Origin of the sequence: Methylobacterium sp. 1030, assembly GCF_040544715.1 — a bacterium.
In the GTDB taxonomy this organism is placed as follows: domain Bacteria; phylum Pseudomonadota; class Alphaproteobacteria; order Rhizobiales; family Beijerinckiaceae; genus Methylobacterium.
Map to the genome: position 1 here is coordinate 1 of NZ_JBEPKM010000018.1, position 20,210 is coordinate 20,210.

The 20,210-nt window shown below is 65.4% G+C and carries 16 protein-coding genes; 6 read left to right on the forward strand and 10 right to left on the reverse strand.

Annotated features, from left to right (window positions below):
- Window positions 1-800: 800 nt before the first annotated feature.
- The 4 genes from ABIC30_RS23815 to ABIC30_RS23830 all read right to left on the reverse strand — a co-directional run bounded on the left by ABIC30_RS23815 (window position 801) and on the right by ABIC30_RS23830 (window position 8,123).
- The gene (locus tag ABIC30_RS23815) at window positions 801-1,475 is read right to left on the reverse strand and encodes a recombinase family protein (protein ID WP_354456134.1); all 675 of its coding nucleotides are present in this window, start codon (window positions 1,473-1,475) and stop codon (window positions 801-803) included.
- A 953-nt stretch (window positions 1,476-2,428) separates the two neighbouring features.
- On the reverse strand, window positions 2,429-5,164 hold the full coding sequence (locus tag ABIC30_RS23820; protein WP_354456135.1) for a DUF5906 domain-containing protein: 2,736 nt from the start codon (window positions 5,162-5,164) through the stop codon (window positions 2,429-2,431).
- Window positions 5,165-6,510: 1,346 nt separating this feature from the next.
- The gene (locus tag ABIC30_RS23825) at window positions 6,511-6,756 is read right to left on the reverse strand and encodes a helix-turn-helix transcriptional regulator (RefSeq protein WP_354456136.1); all 246 of its coding nucleotides are present in this window, start codon (window positions 6,754-6,756) and stop codon (window positions 6,511-6,513) included.
- A gap of 155 nt (window positions 6,757-6,911) precedes the next feature.
- Window positions 6,912-8,123 (reverse strand): tyrosine-type recombinase/integrase, encoded by a 1,212-nt coding sequence (locus ABIC30_RS23830; protein WP_354456137.1) that lies wholly within the window; start codon window positions 8,121-8,123, stop codon window positions 6,912-6,914.
- A 557-nt stretch (window positions 8,124-8,680) separates the two neighbouring features.
- Here ABIC30_RS23830 and ABIC30_RS23835 point away from each other — a divergent pair.
- The 3 genes from ABIC30_RS23835 to ABIC30_RS23845 all read left to right on the forward strand — a co-directional run bounded on the left by ABIC30_RS23835 (window position 8,681) and on the right by ABIC30_RS23845 (window position 9,682).
- Window positions 8,681-8,902 (forward strand): hypothetical protein, encoded by a 222-nt coding sequence (locus tag ABIC30_RS23835; protein WP_020090759.1) that lies wholly within the window; start codon window positions 8,681-8,683, stop codon window positions 8,900-8,902.
- A 77-nt stretch (window positions 8,903-8,979) separates the two neighbouring features.
- Window positions 8,980-9,288, forward strand: a complete 309-nt coding sequence (locus ABIC30_RS23840) for a hypothetical protein (RefSeq protein ID WP_128083349.1) — start codon at window positions 8,980-8,982, stop codon at window positions 9,286-9,288.
- A gap of 148 nt (window positions 9,289-9,436) precedes the next feature.
- Window positions 9,437-9,682: a hypothetical protein gene (locus tag ABIC30_RS23845; protein WP_128083348.1), complete on the forward strand. Its 246-nt coding sequence runs from the start codon at window positions 9,437-9,439 to the stop codon at window positions 9,680-9,682.
- 306 nt (window positions 9,683-9,988) lie between these two features.
- Here ABIC30_RS23845 and ABIC30_RS23850 read toward each other — a convergent pair whose 3' ends face one another.
- Together ABIC30_RS23850 and ABIC30_RS23855 are read right to left on the reverse strand one after the other, a co-directional pair.
- Window positions 9,989-10,729, reverse strand: coding sequence for a class I SAM-dependent methyltransferase (locus ABIC30_RS23850; RefSeq protein WP_081636425.1), 741 nt, complete (start codon window positions 10,727-10,729; stop codon window positions 9,989-9,991).
- A 670-nt stretch (window positions 10,730-11,399) separates the two neighbouring features.
- Window positions 11,400-11,717 carry a GCG_CRPN prefix-to-repeats domain-containing protein gene (locus ABIC30_RS23855; protein WP_170855074.1) on the reverse strand — a complete coding sequence of 106 codons (318 nt, stop codon included), beginning with the start codon at window positions 11,715-11,717 and terminating at the stop codon, window positions 11,400-11,402.
- Between the two features lie 364 nt (window positions 11,718-12,081).
- On the opposite strand from ABIC30_RS23855, the gene ABIC30_RS23860 reads away from it, so the two are divergent.
- Window positions 12,082-13,044 (forward strand): phytanoyl-CoA dioxygenase family protein, encoded by a 963-nt coding sequence (locus ABIC30_RS23860; protein ID WP_020090755.1) that lies wholly within the window; start codon window positions 12,082-12,084, stop codon window positions 13,042-13,044.
- A 36-nt stretch (window positions 13,045-13,080) separates the two neighbouring features.
- On the opposite strand, the gene ABIC30_RS23865 is transcribed toward ABIC30_RS23860, so the two are convergent.
- The 3 genes from ABIC30_RS23865 to ABIC30_RS23875 form a co-directional block, all read right to left on the reverse strand.
- Complete coding sequence (locus tag ABIC30_RS23865; RefSeq protein ID WP_020090754.1) at window positions 13,081-14,004, reverse strand: alpha/beta fold hydrolase; 924 nt, start codon at window positions 14,002-14,004, stop codon at window positions 13,081-13,083.
- A complete protein-coding gene (locus ABIC30_RS23870; protein ID WP_234081977.1) occupies window positions 14,005-15,018 on the reverse strand; it encodes an SDR family oxidoreductase in 1,014 nt (337 codons plus the stop codon).
- A gap of 125 nt (window positions 15,019-15,143) precedes the next feature.
- Window positions 15,144-16,574: a mannose-1-phosphate guanylyltransferase/mannose-6-phosphate isomerase gene (locus ABIC30_RS23875; protein ID WP_026604556.1), complete on the reverse strand. Its 1,431-nt coding sequence runs from the start codon at window positions 16,572-16,574 to the stop codon at window positions 15,144-15,146.
- Window positions 16,575-16,764: 190 nt separating this feature from the next.
- On the opposite strand from ABIC30_RS23875, the gene selA reads away from it, so the two are divergent.
- Both selA and ABIC30_RS23885 read left to right on the forward strand, forming a co-directional pair.
- Window positions 16,765-18,219 carry an L-seryl-tRNA(Sec) selenium transferase gene (gene selA / locus ABIC30_RS23880; RefSeq protein WP_020090751.1) on the forward strand — a complete coding sequence of 485 codons (1,455 nt, stop codon included), beginning with the start codon at window positions 16,765-16,767 and terminating at the stop codon, window positions 18,217-18,219.
- 123 nt (window positions 18,220-18,342) lie between these two features.
- Window positions 18,343-18,813 carry a MarR family winged helix-turn-helix transcriptional regulator gene (locus ABIC30_RS23885; RefSeq protein ID WP_020090750.1) on the forward strand — a complete coding sequence of 157 codons (471 nt, stop codon included), beginning with the start codon at window positions 18,343-18,345 and terminating at the stop codon, window positions 18,811-18,813.
- Window positions 18,814-18,834: 21 nt separating this feature from the next.
- Here the strand turns inward: ABIC30_RS23885 and ABIC30_RS23890 are convergent, their stop codons facing one another.
- A complete protein-coding gene (locus tag ABIC30_RS23890; RefSeq protein ID WP_205833820.1) occupies window positions 18,835-20,205 on the reverse strand; it encodes a pentapeptide repeat-containing protein in 1,371 nt (456 codons plus the stop codon).
- Between the last annotated feature and the right edge of the window lie 5 nt (window positions 20,206-20,210).

Consider the following 20,210-nt stretch of genomic DNA (forward strand, 5'->3'; position numbering starts at 1 on the left):
CCTGATCCTCGTTCCTGATCATCTCGACCTCCTCGCTCATCGAGGGGGTCAGGTCCTCATGGCGTCAGGGGGTCAGTTTGCCGTGTCGCCTGACACCGCAGGAAAAGTCGGTTCCGTCTTCCACCAGCCTGGGCCTACGCCCTGTGCCAGGCGGCCTGAATGGCCAAAGTTGAGCTAAGATAGGTCGAGATCGGGCGTCGGATAGGGTCCGCTTACCTGCGCCACCCGCCGGAACCTGACAAGCCACAGACGGCCAGATTAAGTCATCGATCAAACGGCCGCTTTTCTGACTTCCGCGCCGCAAAGCGGACCAACTGAAAACCACCCTTCGCGGACGCCCCGAGTAGGTGCCAGGCGTTAGATTTTGAGCACTATAAACAGGAGTGCTGCACGCGCTTGGAATACCGCCCACCGGCACCCGTTGAAGATCAAGTCACTCAATTCACACTAGGGGTCTAGCCCCTTCGGGACCTAAGGGTCTCTCTCCAACGTCGCGCAAGCGAACCACGCAGCCCTAAATAACAGCTCTGACGACCGCTCCGTGGCGCTGGTAGGACTATTTTTCTACTTCAGACAGCTGCGCCCCGTTCACCGGAAAAAGTTCATCCTGGATTTTTCGGCGGCAGCCCCTTTTGCGGAAAAGGCCCTGGGGTGGGGGTCGAACAGGTTTTCCGGCGGAACTGGCGGGTAGGTTTCGCGTGACCACCACTGTAGCAGTCGGCCTGAGCCTCCTGGCCGGGGCGGGGGGCTAAATTGATATTTTCGCCTGAAGTTCAGTTCAGCGGGGTGCCAGGCCCAGTTCAAGTTGTCCGGTCCAGCACGCGCTTAACCTGCACGGCTGACCACTCGCCCCCGCGAGCTGCAGGGATGCCCCGCTCGTTAAGACCTGCCGCGATCTGGCGGAAAGACGCGGCGCCGGCTGCCTGGGCCTCAGCGATGACCGGCAGTAGGTCAACCGCTCGACCGGCAGCCTTCGCGACACGCGCCTTGACGCTCTTGGCCCGTGCATCAGCCGAAACGACGGAGCCGCGGTCTCCCCCCAGCTTCACGCCCCGGGCCTTTGCTGCGGCCAGCGCCGCCTTGGTACGAGCGGAAATCGCTCGGCGTTCCTCGTCAGCCACAAGGGCCATGATCCCGACCGTCAGGCGGTTGGCGTGCGGGTTGTCGGTGGCGACAAATTCGATGCCGGCCTTTTCCAGACCTAGCAGGAAATGCGCGTCGCGGCTGAGTCGGTCGAACTTCGCGATGAGGAGCTTGGCGCCAAAAAGTCGGCAGGCCGCAATAGCGCGCTGAAGCTGTAGGCGGTTCGTGTCGCTCTTGCCGCTCTCAACCTCGACGTACTCGCCACAGACCGTCCAGGCGCCGCCGTTGAGGTAGGTCTCGACGGCCGCCCGCTGAGCCTCAAGCCCGAGACCGCTATTACCCTGTCGCTTGGTGGAAACCCGAAGGTAGGTGACGAACTTGCCTTCGGCCATCGCCGGATCACCTGTTACGTCAATGACTACGTTCGATGACACAAATGTAACGGCCGGTCTCACCGTCCGCAAGCCCTCGCGGGCGAGTTTCCGCGCATCACCGGCTTAATTCGGCACCGGGCTCCAAATCGGTTTGCCGGCCGCCCGCGGTATCAAGCGCCCGGGGCCTGAATTAGCGGCGCGGGTCATAATTATCAGCTCGGGCGCGAACGCCCCTAATTACCACCGATCACGCGCGCGGACCCCGCACCGGACAAGGGGGGACAAGGGGGGACAAGGGTTTCGGCCGCGGCTGGCCGGGCCTGCGCACGACCCCAAACCGGTTTTGGTCGCGCTCGCGTTAGATTTGCACGTCGCAAATAGCCTCCTTTCTGATTTATCATTCATATCAATGGCTTGGCACAGAAACACCCTTGTCCCGATCCTTGTCCGAACCATGTCCGAACCTTGTGCCGACCCTTGTCTGTACCCTTGTCCGGTCGCGGAAACTCACCGTGCCGCTATTTCCGGAGATCGCGGGCGCCCTGCACAACCCGACCCGAACTATTTAATTTAGCAGCATCGGCCGATCGGGGCTTAATTAGCCGGACACCGCCGAGCCGGGCTTAACTAGCGATGGCTCACCCGCGGTGCTCGATCCGGGTGGGCATGGCATGGAGGGGGCATGTTCCCAACTGCACCGGAAAACTACCGTGTCGAAGTCAGCCACCGCGACCCGGCACCCAAGCCGTACCATTGGGAGATTTATCGCGGGGCTGATCCTCTGCCGATTGAGCGCTCTGCCGAGACGTTCCGCTCTCAAGGCGCTGCTGAGCGCGCCGGGCGCGAGGCTTTGATGCGTCGGGTCAGCGAACCCAAGGCGCCTATCGCCCAAGGCTGGACCTGATGAGCACGGCGCGAGCCCCCGAGGCGCCCCGGAGGCCCGCGCATGTCACCAGGATCGCGGTAGGCGCCTACCAGCTCCCCCCGTCGTCATCGTCCGACCGCGGCGGGTAGGCAAAGGCCGGCAAGGGGTGTTCCTCCGTCAGCCGGTGCCGCTCCCGATCGCGCTCTAGAGCGTCCTGCACTTCGCGGCGCCCGGCCCCTATAATCCGCCGAGCCGCTTCCGTGCCATTGATGGCGTAGACGGTCGGCAGGCGCGTTTTACCGTCAGCGCTCTTGAAGCTCTTGAGCTTCGTGACACGGCTGGCGAAGTATTGCAGCGCCGCCTGTTCCTGGCCGGTCGGCGCTCGCAGGCCATATTGCTTCCGGTCGTCCACTGTACCGCTGGAATTCCGGCACTCGTTGTCGCTCATATCTGACGCAAGTCTGGCCAATTCCAGCGCATCAAATATTCCACGACCCGATGCTACAAACAGCTCGAATGCCGCCGCAAAATGCCGTTCCGCGGGGTTTGGCATTTCGCAGATTTGGGCCTGTAGCTTCGCGTTCGAGACCGGGGGAGCCTTCGCAGGATTGTAGCCCCCGATATCCCGCTCATACAGCAGATATCGGTAAAAGGCGGCCAACCGCTCAGGGTCGCCAATGACGGCATTAATCCGATCATAGTAGGCCTGGACGGGCTTATTATCGATTGTGATACCGCAGCGAACATAGAGAATGCGTCGGTCGTTTTTCTCTACCTTCAGCGCTGTTTCGTAATTCGAGGCGATAACAAACCGACCATGATTTTCGATAGTCTCACTGTTTTTGCCCTTTTTCTCGATCGTGACGTAATCCGCGTCCCCACTGATATCGACGTGCTGCTTCAGCGTGGACGTAATTCGGGACATTGCAGTAGACGACGTGCCCTCCGGCAATTCCCGGACACTAATGATGCGGCACCCCTCGATACCGGCCAAGGCAAACCGCATGGCACTGTCATTCACCAGCTTCGTGCCGTCGATCTGGCCGCCCATATTTCGGCCGATCCCGTCGAACATGGTTCGCAGCAGCAGGACGTAGGTGGATTTGCCGACACCGCTATCCCCGACCAGGAATAGCAGGTTGCCGGGGCGCTTTCCCGTTTTCGCCATGTGCGCGAGGGTATCCAGCTCATAGTCAGCCAATTCGCCGAAAACCCGCCTCGTAAATTCTAGGACGGTTTCCACATCCGCTTGAGCCTGCTGCCGGTTTTTCGGCGGCCTTTGCGCATAGCGGATTGCCTGCGATTGGAACCGCATGTTGAGCTTTTGCGTCGTGGTACCATCGGGGTTTGTCTCGACCACGATTTCCCCGCGGTCGTAATTTGGGTGCAGGGTTTCACCGTTGAAAAAGCTTTTTGGACTGACCTTTTTCAAGTCGCGAAGCATAGTCCAAAAGCCGGCCTCGTTCGGCTGGTAGCACCCGATGCCCCGCAATTTCTCGACCGTCGCAACGTCCGCCCAATCGACGCGGTGCATCCATAAATCGAGACCCCGTACCGCCACATCCGGCTTTGCCTTTCGGCGGATTTCACAGATGGGGTTATTCGTGGCGAGGTTGACCCGACCGACAAGGTATTTCTCACCGAATTCCGCAAGGTAGATTTCCGCACGGGTCCGTTGCTCTTTTGCCTCTCTTTTGTTGGCTTCGATGTTATTCCGGTCGGCCTGTGTTAGGGGTTCCCGAAAATCCTGTCGTGCGCCTTCGAAAATGCCGTGGTCGCGGAAAAATAGCTCCAGTGAATTTCGACCTTGCTGCACCCCGCTGCTGAAACTTTCCCAGGTCTTTTCGAAATAATCATGCGGGCATAGCTCCAAATCCTCGCAAGCCCATTCTTCCACCCTATCGCGTTCGGCCTCCGCCTCGCATCCGAGAGCCGCTAGGATTTTGGCTAGAACGGCCACGAAGCTTTCGTGCGTCGGGAAGTCGGCTCGCGTGTTCGGAAGGCGCTCCAGCCCCCGGAAAATGGCCTCTACGGGCAAGGCAGGTTCGTCAGCCGTATAGTCGCGCAGTTCGCCTCCGCCGCTGCCACGGCCTCCTTGCTGCACTTCCCCGCCCACAGCCTCGATTATCTCGACCAGGACAGCCCGAAACCCGTGCATCCCGGCGTTGTCGATGCGCGCAAGCTTTTCCCGGTGGTATAAGTCCCGCAGGTCGTACCCCTGGCGCCACTCGTACAGATCGAGTCCGTTTTGATGGACACCAGCCGCCACGAACTGCTTGCCGTACCCGATGAAATCCACCCCGTGCGGAAACTCGCCTTCGGGATCATGAGGAAGCCGATACTGTAGCTTCCGGCAATGCACGCGGGCGATCGGGTCATCAGGATCGGTGCATTCGAGGGCATAAAGTCGGCGGGGCCCGGCACCGCGCAAGCGCTCGGCCACATAGTTCGCGTCCTCAGCGAAGAACTGCTCTAGCGCTTTCTCCACCACTTTGCGGGCGCCATCGCTGGCCGCATCGCTGTCGATTGCAGGGATGTACCGGCCAAGCACGCCCACGTTGGGAGTCGGCCACGTCGCACACGTCCGCACGTCCTGCGCGGTGCCGCCTTCCAGAATATATCGAGCACCGGTACTGTTATTCGCGAGACCGCACCATGCTCGTTCGCTTGGCAGATAGCGCCCGGGGGCTTTTCCAAGGCTATCGGGATGCAAATTGCCCTTACTGGAAATCTCCGCACCGGGCGGCGCGATAGGTATTAAGGCGTATTCAGGAATTCCAGCGTCACAAAAACGGTGTGTGGCTTCGCCGAAATTCGGCGTTGACTTGAGCGGGGCGTTCATTAGGGTAATTTCCGGTTACGAGAGCGGGCTTTAGCAAAGGTCTGTGCTCAGCGTGCCTTGGGGGCGGGGGCTTGTCTTAGCGGACAGGCCCCCGTTTCGTTTGAGCGATAGTCAGCTCAAGGCGGATGAGTGGAAGACCGTCGTCGCGCTCGGCGGCGAACCGGCGCAAAGCCCTTTCTCGACTGGCAACGTCCTGTGGTGTCCGGGGCTGGAACAGGCACAACAATAGGAAAGCCCGCTGCCGACGCTGCCTCACCTTCAGTTCGGTTATACCGGGAGCCAGCACGGTACGTGGCTCCTCCCAGTCACTCCCTTCCGTTTGTACGTAATATCCTTCGTAGAAAGCACATTCCCGACTTAGCGCAAGTTTCAACAGCTCTTCGTCAGTGATTTTATCTTCAGCGTTTTGTCCGTAATCTTCAAAGCACCAGCGATTTGACATGTGAAATCTTTCTGCAGACTAGTTCAAGTTTTGCTTGAGCCATCATGCGGAATGATCGTCGCACGCGAACGCTCGGCCAGCGCGATATGCGGTATTCAGTTACCACAATTGTCGCGACTGGATCTATTGGTTACACTAATTCTACGCCTGATAGAAGACGGAATGGAAACGGATCGTTGAGCAGCGAGGCAAAGCAGCCAAGCAAAAATGCTCGTCGAATTTCACATTAAGCTTTGCACAGGACGATTTAAGAAGGGGGCCGTTTAGCGCCCCATAAATGCCCCCTACGGGTTGCTTGCCTAAGCCGACGCTACACCGGTCGTGTCGCACGGGACCTCGACAATCGCCGCCGCGGTTTTCGTCTGGTAAAGCGTAATGCGATCAGCCGTACGGAGGGCAAATGTGCCAGCGGGAAGCTGCGGGCTGAGCGCGAACGAGCCCCCGCCGAATTCCCTGACGTGCGCTGTCCGAATGCCCCTCCGGATGATCCTGGCGAGGCTGCGGGAAATGAAGTCGATAGTCATATCCTCGCGCCCGGCGCCGAGCACGCCGTCAACATGCTGACCGCGAGCTCGATATGTGAGCACAGGGGCATTCTCGATCCCGGCCAGACGCCTTGGCGGCGATGTGACTTTCGGTGCCGGTGTATTTCTTGACCCTGAGTTGTTGCGCGCGGCGGGCTGTAGGTTTTCCATGGGCGTACCGTTCCCTTGTCGTACCAAGGCTGTGCGGTAGGCGCCGGTCTGATGTTGGAAGCATTGGCCGGCGCCGCTTCAGCGGTGAGGCGGCTCGGTCGCGCTTAGACCGGCGCTCACGGCTGTCGAAGTGGCCTCAGGCGAGGGAAGGGGCATCCTCGCGTTTGCGGCAGTTGGGGGCGCTTTGTGGGCCTGTGTGGCCCGCGGCATCAGCCTGCGCGGTGTGTGATGAAGTCTACCAGGGCGCCTTGCTGCCAGCCTAGCTTGCTCCCGCTCAGCCGCACGGCCTTGGGGACCTTGCCGGCACGATTGAGGCGGAGCCAGTGCTGGACGGAGAAGCCACAGAAGGCGGCTGCCTCCGCCGCGCCGACTACGCGCTTCCGCGCCATCTCGGGCGGCAGGCTGTCGAGATAGGCGCGGGCTACAGCTTCACTCCGGGGGGTAGGACGAGACATTCTCTTGCTCCGGGCCTCACATCACCGTGAGGCTTGGAGCAAGCTGCCGCGTTTGAGCGCCCATTGCAAGCAAAAACATTGATGGGACAGTCGGATGTTCTGCCTACAATGGGCTGATGAGGCGGTATCTATTGTGGTCAGATTTTTCTAGTGGCTCATTTTTCTCGGTAGGTGCGAATTAATTCGGCGACGTAATTCGACCAGGAATTCAATGCGGCCTTTTTCTCTGTCGCATAGGATGCTCGATTATAGACCCCGGCCACGCCCATTTTCGCGGGCCCCGTAACGTGATTTACGACGGCCTCGACCACGTGCGGCAAAATTCCAAGATTTTCGTTCATATGCGTGACGACGGTCCGCCGCAGGTCGTGAAGGCGCCACGGAGAAATGCCGATCGCGCCGTGTCCGAAAGTCCAAATTCGAGATTCGTTTATTCGATTGTCGAGCGAGATTTTCGCTCGGGACCAGCCCTGAAATGGGCCCTCTCGATCGCCGAAAATCAAATCCTTTGCATTTCTTATGGGTGCGCCGTCCAAAATGGCCATGGCATCCCCTGACAAAGGCACATCGTGCGGGAGGCCGTTTTTCGTGCGTTCAGCGGGAAGGCGCCAAAGGCCGGCGGCGCGATCAATCTCCGACCACCGTATCCCTGCAACCTCATTCCGACGCTGGCCAGTTAGCAGGAGCAAGCGCACGATGCGGCCGTGGTCGTCGTCACGACAAGCAACCCAAATTTGCCCGATCTCCTCCCGGGAAAGCACGCGGGTGCGGCTTGTTTCTTCGACGGCTTTCCCGGTTGCCACGACCGGGTTTAATTCGACCAACCCTTGCCGCATTGCCCACGAAAAAAGGGCAGACAGGCACGTGCGCCCGCGATTCGAGGCGTGGAGGCCATGTTGTGCGGCGACCTCGTTTAGCCATGCTGCTACGTCTCGGCGGGAAACCGAATGGGCCGGCATGTCGTGCAAGGAAACCAGATAGCGGCTTAGGTACCGGTCGGCTTCCGCATATGAAGTCGGCCGCAGGCGACTTTTCGCCTGTTTCAGGTAGTCCGTCGCAATGCCGGATAGGGTGACGGCAGCACGGGCACGGGCCTGCATTTTCTCCGTCTGCGGATCGCCCCCGAGCTGCGCCTTGGCGAGAATGTCCTTTGCGCGCTTGCGGGCTTCCTCGGGGTCAAGAGCGGCGGCGTTCGCCAGCGTAACCCGGCGGTGTTTGGTGCCAGCCCGGTACTGCACCACCCATGTGCGCTTCCCGCCCGCCCTGAGCCTAATCCCGAAGCCGGGCAGAGCATCATCAAAAACGATGCGCTCGCTTTTTCCCGGCGGAATTTCGAGCGTGGCGATATTAGCGCGGGACAGACGCATGGGGACTCGACTGGGAAGCATATGGGAAGCATGGCAGCGCTTCCCAGGTGCCCTTAAATGCCGCCGTTTGCTCTCGCCTGGAAGATGGTATGCCGTCCAACCCCTTGGCGCAGCGCAATTAAAATCAGCGGAAAATGCGGCGTGATGCCGAATGATCACACCGGCTCTCGGCTTTACACGGAGAGGGTCGGGGGTTCGAGTCCCTCACCGCCCACCAAGATTGTTTCTCGTTTTCCATTGTTTGCTGATGTGAGGCCGGCAAATTCCGGCCTCAACAACCGTTCTGACGGCGCCTTACGGCACCGTGTTCCGGCTAGGCCGCGGCCCACAGGAGAGGACTGGTGAAGCCGCGGTCGACGGCTCGAGCGCCTCGGTCATCTTCTGGCCGTCGCGCTTGCGCTGCTGCGCCTAGGACACGCCGAGCCGAACCGAGCTGGTGCGCCTCAAGGGCGAGATGAAGGCGCTGGAAAAGGTCTCCGTCCAGAAGACATGCGGGATTAGTTCGAGCGGCAGGCTGCCCGCTGACCGGCTTGGCGGGGCGTGCTAACCTAAGCCGCATGCCCCGCTGGCTCCAATTCGCCCTCGGCCTCGTCACGCTGATCGCGCTCGCCGCGGGCATCGTGCGTACGCTCGTGCGTCACATGCCGGGCGCGGTCGCATCGTGGCTCGGGCCGTGGGCTTACGAGGCGTTGATCCTGCTGCTGGCCGTCAGCGTCGTGGCGATCATCGTGCGGGCCGCCCAGGGCTATCGCTCTCCTCGATCTGATAAGGTGCGGTAATGCTCCGCCGGCTCGCGATCCTCCTCCCTTTGCTCGTCTCCACGGTCGCGCACGCTGCGGGCCCCGGAGCCAGGGCGGTGGGCACCTTCGAGCACCAGGAGGACGGCTACGAGCAGGGCGTCGAGGTGAAGGCCGCGGGCGCAGCCGGCTTCACGGCCCAGTTCTCAACGGGAACCAAGGGCTGCGGCGGTGAGGTGACGATGAAAGGGCGGCCGACCGGACCCGACACGGTCGTCTTCAGCAAAACCAACGGTGGGCAAACCTGCCGGATCACCGCCCGCTACGCTTCGGATTTCCGGTCCGTCGTCCTGGAAGAACAGGGCTGCACGATGTGGCACGGCGCCTCGTGTGAGTTCCAAGGGACGTTGAAGCGAACGGGACGCTAGCTGCCCCGCTACGAGGCGGCGCGCCTGTGGAGGCACCGATAAATCTGACGAGGGCGAATATCAGTACTAGGACACAATTACAGAGTGGGCCTGTTGCAAAAGCAGGAGGATCTACGGATGCTTCGCCCTGATTCGAGGGCGGGCTCACGTGTCGATGGCGTTCAATCAGATTTTATTTTCGATTTTTGTGTATCTAGGTGCCGCTATTTGCGGGGCAGTGGTGGGTGGAATACTGGGTTTTCTCGTCGGTGCTTGGTATGTTGACATCATGAAGGTAACTCAGCGAGAAGGCACGGCCGGCTATATGGTCGTTTTGCTTTTCACGCCAATCGGGGCGTCCTTGGGAGCCGTTGCTGCCCTCATCGCGCTGATCATTCGCCGTCACTATTATTGATGAGTTCAATCAGGCATTGTCGGGCGCCAACTCGACCTGGCTGAACTGCCGCGCGCACTGCGCCACACCTTCGCGACGGGGGGCATGAGGGCGGGCGTGCCGTTCGGCAAGGTTGCTCGAGCACTCGGCACCAACGAGCAGGACGTGGAGCAGGTTTATGGCCACCACCTCCCGGAGCATCTGCGCGGCGTTGTGGAGACCGTGTCTCGGGGTGGTCGGGCGGAAGGCAGACAGGAACTCCATCGAAAAGCGACACAGAATCATGCACATAAGTGCAGAATAACAATCTTGATTACGGCTTAAATATTACTTTGGCCGCGCTTTTATCACATGTTGAACTGAAAAAAGGGCGGGCGCGATCCTGCAGAGCTGGCCGAGCACAAAACTCTTCTGATCTTGAGGGAGAAAGCGAAAGGGCGTGTAGCGGTATACGCCCATCCAGCCACCCGCGGCACCGCGAATATCTTCAACTTCATATCCCGCCGCCTCGAACAAACGACGTACACTCCTGCGCGTGAACCATCGGAGATGTGTGGCATCCATTATCCCGGTCGGCTTGTAGTTAAAATTTCCGAATAATAATTGCGCTCTTACGGTCCAATGCGCAACATTTGGAATAGAGGCCAGCACGCGACCATCTGGCGCCAGCGAATTTTTTACTTCTCTCAACATTTCTGCTGGGTCTACAAGATGCTCTAAAACGTCTGCAAATAAGATGTAGTCAAATTTCTCGTTTCTCTGTGCGAAAGTTTGATCATAAACACCAGTGATGACATTTAATCCTTCTGTGCGCGCTTGCTCGGCTCTCTCGGGATGAGGCTCAACGCCAACTACATCAAGAGAGAGAGCGTCTCTCAGTGTGGATGTGATCGTCCCTGTTCCGCATCCAACATCTAATAGCTTTTTGTTTTTTTTCATAAACGAAATCAATAATCCCGTGCTTTCGTATCGATTATTGTTTCTGCTGTTATACCTCAGAGAAGAAACATTCTGTTTGCTGAGTCCGGCGACGGCCTCTCGAGTATGTGTCATGTTCGGAAGCTCCATTCTGTCGCCTGCGTTGTTATAGGCATTTTCGGAATCGGCTTAGGGCCGATCCGTCAGCAGATTTTGATGCTCAAAAATATGGAAAAATCAGCATTCATGAGTGACAAATAAACAAACAACAGTCAAGAAGTCAGAGGTCCGCCAATAGGGTTTTTCAATCGTCCATAGGTCTATACGAGAGCTTGCCGACAAGCTGGCCGAGATCCGCGCCGGGGTCGCGCAGTTGGAACGGACTGCGGCGATCGCGACGTGCCGGGAGGTCGGGTGCGATATACGGCGCGCCGGCGGGCGCAATGTGGCCGGCGGCGTCAGGTGCTGTTCCGCGCTCGACAGCGTCTGTACCCGGTGCGGCGATAGAGACGATGGCGACAAGGCCGAAGCAGTCGAGCGACAAGCCGGGTGCGACGACCGCGTGACCAATTACGGGCCGACATGGGTGCGCTGTAGAACACAGGGAGCATCCGACGAACCGGCCCGGAACAGGTCTCCGGACATTTTCCGGAAACGAAGGCCCGACGGGCCTCCAGATGGCCCGCTACGTTTTTTTTCCTGTGCCGTCGCTCTACGGCCTGGGAATGCCAATCCTTCCACGGAGAGGGTCAGGAGTTCGAGTCCCTCACCGCCCGCCGGCGCTCCGGCGCCCGCCTCCGTCGACGGTGAGGGCGGGCGGCTACCGGTAGCCGCCGTTCGGCAGCCGTCCGTGATACGGCGTGTTGCGGCAATGGCCCCACGGTCCGCGCCAGTAGCCGGGCGGGCAGCCGTTCCCCGCTCGCACCTGATACCAGCCGCCGGGCAGCGGACCGACATAGGGCGTGCTGCGGCAGTGGCCCCAGGGGCCGCGCCAGGCGCCCGGCCCACATCCCCCCGCCACGAGCGTGATCGGCGCCGCGAGGCCCGGATCGGCCACGACCGGCATCGCCTGCGCGGCCGAGACCGGCAGCGCCGCCAGGGCTACGGCCGCGGCAGCTTTCGTTAAGATATTCATCATCACTCTCCGGGAAATCGGTCCGTATTGATCGCCCCGATCTTTCACAGAACTCATCAATACCCCCCGCAGATGCATTAAATATCGGCCATGAAAGAAAATGGTTCCGGAAATGCGATCAATCCGATGCATTGGCGCGGCGCTTCCGCGCCGGCATCGCCGGTCAGCGGGAGCGCCGCTGGCGACCGGCAGCCGCGTCCGGCCCCGGAAAGAGCTGCAACCGGAAATCTCAACCGGAGGTGGTTCATGATGAAGCTGAAGGCAAATGCCTGAGGCCGTGACGCTCAGTCATACCTAAGAATCGGTACTGTAAGCCTCGGAATAGACGTGGGCATCTTCGCGGAATCACTTCGAAGCGGAGAGTGCGATGCCAGTCACGATTCCGGATCGCCTGGGGCTCGGCGTCGCCGATGCCGGGAACGGCCTCTCCGCCCGCGCGGCCGAGGCACGGTCGCGGCTCGTCCGCTGGATCGTGGGTAATCGCGCGCAGGCGCGCGTCCCGACGCGGATCCTGACCGACGACGAGATCGCCGCGTTCCGGCGCAACGGGTTCGTCACCGTCCCGGCGATCACTACCGCCGAGGAGCTCGACACCCTGCGCGGCGCCTATGACCGTCTGTTCGAGGAGGCGCGCGGCTGGAAGGACGGGAGCCTGTTCGACCTCGTCGACGTCGACCGCGGCGCCAGCGAGGCGCGCTCGCCCCAGCTACTCAACCCGTCCCGCTTCGAGCCGCTCCTCCGGGACATCCTGTTCCGGGCCAACGCCCAGGCCATGTCGCGCCAGCTCCTGGGGAACCGCGCGGCCCTCGTCTTCGAGCACGCGATCCGCAAGCCGCCGAAGATCGGCGCCGCCACCGCGTGGCACCAGGACGAGGCGTTCTACGCCGCCTACACGAATTACCGGGCGATCACGGTCTGGATGCCCCTGCAGGACGTCTCGCCGGAGAACGGCTGCATGCTCTACGTCCCGGGCAGCCACCGTGAGCCGCTCCTCCCCCATCGCAGCATCGGCGGCGACCCGCGGATCCACGGGCTCGAGGCCCTCGGCGTTCCGGTGGAGCGCGCGGTCCCGTGTCCGCTCCCGGCGGGCGGCGCCACCTTCCACGATTGCCGGACCCTGCACTGCGCCGGGCCGAATCTCAGCGCCGGACCGCGGCGCGCCTACGCCCTCGGCTTCGGGGTCCGCGCGCCGGAGCACACGCTCCGCCACGAGCATCCCTGGAACGCCGAGAAGCGCACGCTGCGGCAGGAGCGCGAGCGGCAGGCCCGCGGCGGGCTGGCCCGGTTGAAGGCGGGCGCCAAACAGCAGATCAAGGCGCTCATCCGCTGAGGGAGGCCCCGCCCGCGGGGCTCGTGACCGGGTCCGTCAGGCCTCCGACCGCACCGCCAGGGCCGCGCGCACGACCGCGTCGGTCTGCAGGTGGTGCAGCATGTGGCCGGCCCCCGGAAGGGACTCGAATCGCGCCCCGGGGATCAGGCCGGCCGCGCGCCGGCCGTGCAACTCGGTGTTCACCACCAGGTCGGCGCTGCCGCCCAGGATACGGGTGGGCCGGCGCAGGGACCGGTAGCCGAGGACGCTACGCGCGAGCCCCGGCCAGAGCCAGCCCGCATCCTCGCCCTCGGCGGTGATCTGCGCCGGGCGACCCGCGAGGGCGAAGGGGAAGTCCCGCGCGAAGCGCGCCGGCATCGCCTCGGGGAAGAACATCGCGTTCCACAGGAGCGGGAGCAGCGCCCGGTCGCTGCTGGCGCCCAGGAACGCCGACAGCGCGTCGCCGCCGAAGGGCAGCGCCCGCGGCCCGAACAGCACCTGCTCCAGCCGCGGCTCGGGGAAGCAGATCGGCGCCAGGGCGACGATGCCGGCCACCTCGTTCGGATGGAGCATGCCGTAGGCGAGGGCGACGGCGCCCCCGAACGAGTGGCCCAGGATGACCGGGCGCTCCAGGCCGAGGCGCCGCACCGCCTCCCGGATGGACGCCGCCTGATCCCAGATGTCGGCGCCGCCGCCGCGCGGCCGGCGGCTGAAGCCGTGGCCCGGGCGGTCGACGGCGACCACGCGGAAATGCTCGGCCAGAGCCGGCACGGGCCCGAGCCAGACGTCCTCCAGGCACATCAGCGTGCCGTGGATCGCCACGAGGTCCGACCCGGCGCCGGTCTCCGCGTAGGCGATCGTCCGGTCGTCGGCCAGGGACACGATCCGGCGCGGCACGATCCGGGGATCGGCCTCGGTGCCGGTCCCGGCCTCCCGCGCCGGTCGGGCGGGGCCGGGCAGGGTCTCCGTCGCGACAGCCATTTACAGGCGCCGCCGGCGCCCGGACGAGGTGCCGAGCACCGCGAAGGCCGTGGCCGCGCCGACGCCGAGGAGGCCGGCCGCCGCCGCGAGGGGGTGCAGGGTCGCGCGGGTATAGGCGCTGGTCCGCATGACCGGGACGGGCGGGTCGCCCCGCGTCTCGCCCGCCGAGACCGGCGAGTGCAGCGCGCCGTCCGGGTTGCGGGGCGCGCTCCGGCGCTTCTGGAGCGCGATGATGGCCGGGCCGAGATAGTCGTAGGCGCCGGGCGCGAATTCCTTGCCGGCCACGAAGGCCTTGCCGGCCCCGCCCACGAAGATGTCGCGCTGCGGGTGGACGGCCGCGTGCAGGATGGCGTTCGCCACCTCCTCCGGCGGGTAGATCGGCGGCGGCAGGCTCGGCTCGCGGTCCATGTAGTTGCGCGCCCGCTGGGGCAGGGGGGTGTCGATCGAGGCGGGCTTGATCAGCGTCACCGAGATCGGTGCGTTCTCGTCCATCAGCTCCATGCGCAGGGCGTCGGTGAAGCCCTTCACGGCGTGTTTCGAGGCCGCGTACATGCCCTGGAACGGGAAGGCGAGGTCGGAGGCGATGCTGCCGACGTTGATGAGGGCGCCGCCGTGTTGGCGCAGGTGCTCGGTCGCCACGAGGGAGCCGTAGACGGTCCCCCAGAAATTCGTCTGGATCAGGCGCTCGTGGTCGGCGTCGCTGATCTCGCGCAGCCGGCCGTAGATCGAGCCGCCGGCCACGTTCACCCAGGTGTCGAAGCCGCCGAAGGTCGCCTCGGCCCGGTCGGCGACCGCCTGCACGTCGGCCCGCCGGCCGACATCGGCGACGACGTCGATCGCCTTGCCGCCGACGCCCTCGATCTCGGCGCGGATGCGCGCCAGGGCGTCGCCGCTGCGCGCCGCCAGCACCACCCGGGCGCCGCGCTCGGCCGCCATCCGGGCCGTTGCGAGACCGATGCCCGACGAGGCGCCGGTGATCACGATGACCTGCTCGCGGAGCGGCTTGTGCTTCATGCGGTATCCCCAGCGCTGCGGCGCGGCCGCACGGGAGCGGCCACACGCTAGGCTATCGATCGGGGTGGCCGCATGTTCCGGGCGCGCCTGCGGGTGATCGGGTCGCAGGCTGCCCGGCCGGGCGCTCAGCGCCCGTAGATATCCTCGACGCGGATGATGTCGTCCTCGCCGGTGTAGGAGCCGACCTGGACCTCGATCAGCTCCAGCGGGATCTTGCCCGGGTTGGCCAGCCGGTGCATCGAGCCGATCGGCAGGTAGACCGCCTCGTTCTCGTGGACCAGCACCACCCGCTCGTCGATCGTGACCTCGGCGGTGCCGCGCACCACCACCCAGTGCTCCGCCCGGTGGTAGTGCTTCTGCAGCGACAGCCGCCCGCCCGGCACCACCTGGATCCGCTTCACCTGGAAGCGCTCGCCGAGGTCGATGCGCTGGTACCAGCCCCAGGGCCGATACATCCGCAGGTGCGCGTCCGCCTCCGGGGCGCCCTGCGCCCGCAGGGCGCCGACCAGCTCCTTCACCTTGCCCGAATGCGCCTTGGAGGCCACCAGCACCGCGTCGGGGGTCGAGACAACCACGACGTCCTCCAGGCCCACCACCGCGGTCAGGCCCTCGCCCTGGCTGTGCACGAGGCTGTTCTTCGTGCCGATCAGCGACACCCGGCCGCGCACGGCGTTGCCGGCCTCATCGTGGTCCAGCACCTGCCAGACCGCGTCCCAGGTGCCGACATCCGACCACGCGAACGACACCGGCAGCACGCCGGCCCGGGCGGTCCGCTCCATCACCGCGTAGTCGATCGAGATCTTGGGCGCCTGGGCGAAGGCCGCCGCGTCGAGGCGCACGAAGTCGAGGTCGGTCACCGCCGCCTCCAGGGCCGCGCGCGCGGCCGCTAGCACCTCGGGGACGAACGCCTCCAGCTCGGCCAGCATCAGGTCGGCGCGGAACAGGAAGTAGCCCGAGTTCCACAGGGCGCCGTCGGTGATCAGCGCCTCGGCGCCGGCCCGGTCGGGCTTCTCGACGAAGCGGGCGACGCGGGCCGCGCCCGGGGCCTCGGCGATCGGCTCGCCGCGGCGGATGTAGCCGTAATCGGTGGCCGGCCGGTCGGGCTCGATGCCGAGCGTCATCGTGTAGCCGGCCTGGGCGCCGGCGGCCGCGCGCCGCACGGCGTCGACGAAGGCCGCCGTGTCGGGCACGACGTGGTCGGCGGCCATGATCAGCACTACGGCCTGCGGGTCGCTGGCGGCGGCGTGCAGCGCCGCCACCGCCACGGCGGCGGCGGAGTCGCGGCCCTGCGGCTCGAGCAGGATGTCGGCGGAGAGACCGAGCTGGTCGCGCTGCTCGGCGACGATGAAGCGGGCCTCGGCCGAGGCGATGACGGTGGGCGTGGCGAAGACCGTGGCGTCCGACACCCGCGCCAGCGTCGCCTGGAAGGTCGAGCGCTCGGCGTCGACCAGCCGGGCGAACTGCTTGGGCATGCTCTCCCGCGAGGCCGGCCACAGCCGCGTCCCCGTCCCCCCGCACAGGATCATCGGGTGGATCTGGATCGAAGGTCGGGACATGGTGACGTCTCCCGAGAGGGCTCGGCGGGGTCGGCGCGGCCGAGCCCGCCCCGCGCGGGTGCGATGGACTCTCGGGCGCCGATTTCAGGATCTGCCCTTACCGTCGGGCCGGGACCGGAACAACCTGCGCGCATTATCCGCGCGTCGACGGGCTGGCTCCGTGCACCGGGATGGTTATCTCTGGCCTGCCATGAACGCGCCCGTCCCCACCCAGCAGGCCGACGACCCGGCGCCGTCCCCGCGCCGAATTCCCGCGGTGGAGCGCCTCGTCGGCGGCGCGCCGCCGGCGGAGCTCGAGACCTACGGGCGGACGGCCTTCACGGACGCGATCCGGGCGGTGCTGGCCGAGATCCGGGCCGGGGGCGGCCCCGTCCCGGACGCGGAGTCGATCCGGGCCGCGGCGTCGGCGCGGCTCGCCGCCGAGCGCCGGCCGTCGCTGCGGCCGGTCTTCAACCTGACCGGCACGGTGCTGCACACCAATCTCGGCCGCGCCCTGCTGCCCCGCTCGGCTGCGGAGGCGGTGGCCGCCGTGATGGTGCAGGCGAGCAACCTCGAGTTCGATCTCGAGACCGGCGCCCGGGGCGAGCGGGACGACCATGTCGAGGGCCTGATCTGCCGCCTGACCGGCGCCGAGGCCGCGGTGGTGGTCAACAACAACGCGGCCGCGGTGCTGCTGGTGCTGAACGCGCTCGCCATGCGCAAGGAGGTGGTGGTCTCCCGCGGCGAGCTCGTGGAGATCGGCGGCTCGTTCCGGGTGCCCGACGTGATGGTGCGGGCCGGCTGCCGCCTGCGCGAGGTCGGCACCACCAACCGCACCCACCTGCGCGACTACGCGGAGGCCCTGGGACCCCGCACCGGCCTCGTGATGAAGGTGCATCCGAGCAACTACGCCATCGCGGGCTTCACCGCGGCGGCCGATCCCGTGGCCCTCTACGCCCTCTGCCGGGAGCGCGGCGTGCCGCTGGCGGACGATCTCGGCAGCGGCAGCCTCGTCGACCTCGCGGCCTACGGGCTGCCCCCCGAGCCCACGATCCGCGCCGCCCTGGAGCGGGCCGACGTCGTCACCTTCAGCGGCGACAAGCTGCTCGGCGCGGTCCAGTGCGGCATCGTGGCCGGCCGGAAGGACCTGATCGCCCGCGTGCGAAAGAATCCGCTGAAGCGGGCCCTGCGCGTCGACAAGATGACCTACGCGGCCCTCGAGGCCGTGCTGCGGCTCTACCTGCACCCGGAGCGGCTGCGCGCGGAGCTCCCGACCCTGCGGCTCCTCACCTGCGACCGCGACAGCATCGCCGCCCAGGCCGAGCGCCTCGCCCCCGCAGTGGCGGAGCGGCTCGCCGGCCGCGCCGCGGTCACGGTCGCCGAGTGCATCAGCCAGATCGGATCCGGCGCATTGCCGGTGGAGACGCTGCCCAGCGCCGCCCTGGTCCTGGCGCCGGCCTCGGCGGGCAGCCGCGGGGCGGGCGGCCGGTGCCGGCAGCTCGCCGAGGAGTTGCGCCGGCTCCCCGTGCCGGTGATCGGCCGGATCAGCGACGAGGCCGTCCGCCTCGATCTCCGGACGCTCGAGGACGAGGCCGGCTTCCTCGACAGCCTGGCGGCGCTCCCGCCCGTCGCGGGCGGGGGACGAACACCGAGACGAACCCCATAGGGTTGTTAAGAGAACGGGCCGGACGACCGGAGCTTGCGCGCCGGTATCCCGTGTTATGGTATGGTGACGAACCCGCGGTCGCGGTCGAGAATGGCGGTGCGTGGACCGCGATGGGCAAACGATATGGCGTATATTGCCGATACGGCTGAGGCGCAGCCGGAGACGGATCCGCTGCTTCTCGATAATCAGCTCTGCTACGCGCTCTATGCTGCCGCGCATCGGATGACCAAGTCGTACCGGCCGCTGCTCGAGCGGCTCGGACTGACCTATCCGCAATATCTGGTCCTGCTGGTGCTGTGGGAACAGGACGGCGTCACGGTCTCCGAGATCGGCCGGCGCCTGCGCCTCGATTCCGGCACGCTGACACCGGTGCTCAAGCGCCTGGAGAGCGCGGGCTTCCTGCTCCGGACCCGGCGCCAGTCGGACGAGCGCGAGGTCGAGATCGCCCTGACGCCGGAGGGCGCCGCCCTGCGCGCCGACGCGGTCTCGGTCCGCGAGAGCGTGATGTGCCAGCTCGAACTCAGCGAGCCGGAGATCCGCGCCCTGCGCAAGGATCTGAGCCTCGTCATCGAGCGGCTCAGCGTGAACGACTGAGCGGCCCGGACGCGATCGGGGTCACCGCCGCAGGCGGTTGCCGAGGACGAAGCCGTACAGCCCCATCAGGATGATGCCGACGCCGCCCTCGATGCCGACCAGCAGGTTGGTGACGCGGCCGGTGGGCTTCAGGCCGATCTCGGGCGGGTTCGCGGTCATCATGTTGAGCGCGCTGTAGCTCAGGAGATCGAGGGGATTGTAGGTCGGCCCGGCCTCCGGTCCCTCCACGATGAACAGGCCGCCCGTCAGGCCGAAGAGCCCGCCGAACAGCACGATCAGCAGCGCGAAGGCGCGGGCGATGCGCGACAGGCTCTCGCCGTAATCGCACAGCCACTCGACGAAGCGGTCGGCGGTCCAGCGATAGCCGTGCCGCAGGAATCCGGACCAGTCCCGGTCGGACCAGGCGGCGCGGGCCTGCTGCCCGGCATGGAACCGGCCCATCCGGCGGCCGCGCTTGTAGGCCCAGCTCGCCGCGTCGTGGCTGCCGATGCTCTTCCAGTTCTGCTCCAGGGCGAGGTAGCTCGCCTGGGCGGCGTCGTAGGCGCCGGCCACCTCCTCGCCGACCGCGCCGCCGAGCTGCTCGACGCTCATCCGCGTGCCGTTCAGCCACGCGCCGGCGAAGCGCGCGTGCCGCAGCCGGCAGGTCGCGAGGTTGAGCCGCACGAGGTCGGTGTCGGAGAGATCCGCCCCCGAGAGATCGGCGCCGTCGAGCTTCGCGCCGGTGAAGTGCGCGCCCCGCAGCCGCGAGCCGGCGAGACTCGCCTTGGTCAGGCTGGCCTCGGCGAAATCCGCGTGGGTCAGGTTGGCGTCGGCGAGCTTGGCCTCGTCGAGCCGCGCCCCGCGGAAGACCGTGTCGTCCGCGTCCGCCCCGGAGAAATCCGCGCCCCACAGATCGGCGCCGGCGAAGTCGGTCCCGTCGAGCAGGGCGCCGGACAGGTCGGCGAAGCGCATCGCGGCCTGGCCGAACCGGGCATCCTCCAGCATCGCCCCGGCGAACTTCACCTGCCCGGCGACGATGCCGGTGAAGTCCGCCCCCGAGAGATCGGCCTCCGACAGGTCGGCCGCCTCCAGGATCGCCCCGGTGAAGCGGGTCGAGCGCCCGACCGCGCCGGACAGGCTCGCCCCGCGCAGGTTCGCGCCGGAGAGATCGGCCTCCTCCATGCGGGCGCGGGACAGGTCCGCGCCGGCGAGCGCCAGGCCGCCGGATTCGGCGTCGGTGACGAGGCCGGCCTCCGGCACATCCGCGAGGGCGCCCGGCCCGGCGCTCAGCTGCGACAGGTCCGCGCCCGGCTCGCGCAGGGGCGCCCCGGCGGCGATCCGGCCGACGAGCGCGCGCAGCCGCGATTCCACCGGAGCGTCCGGTCGCGCGTCGGGAGGAGTCGCCTGTTCCATGGTCG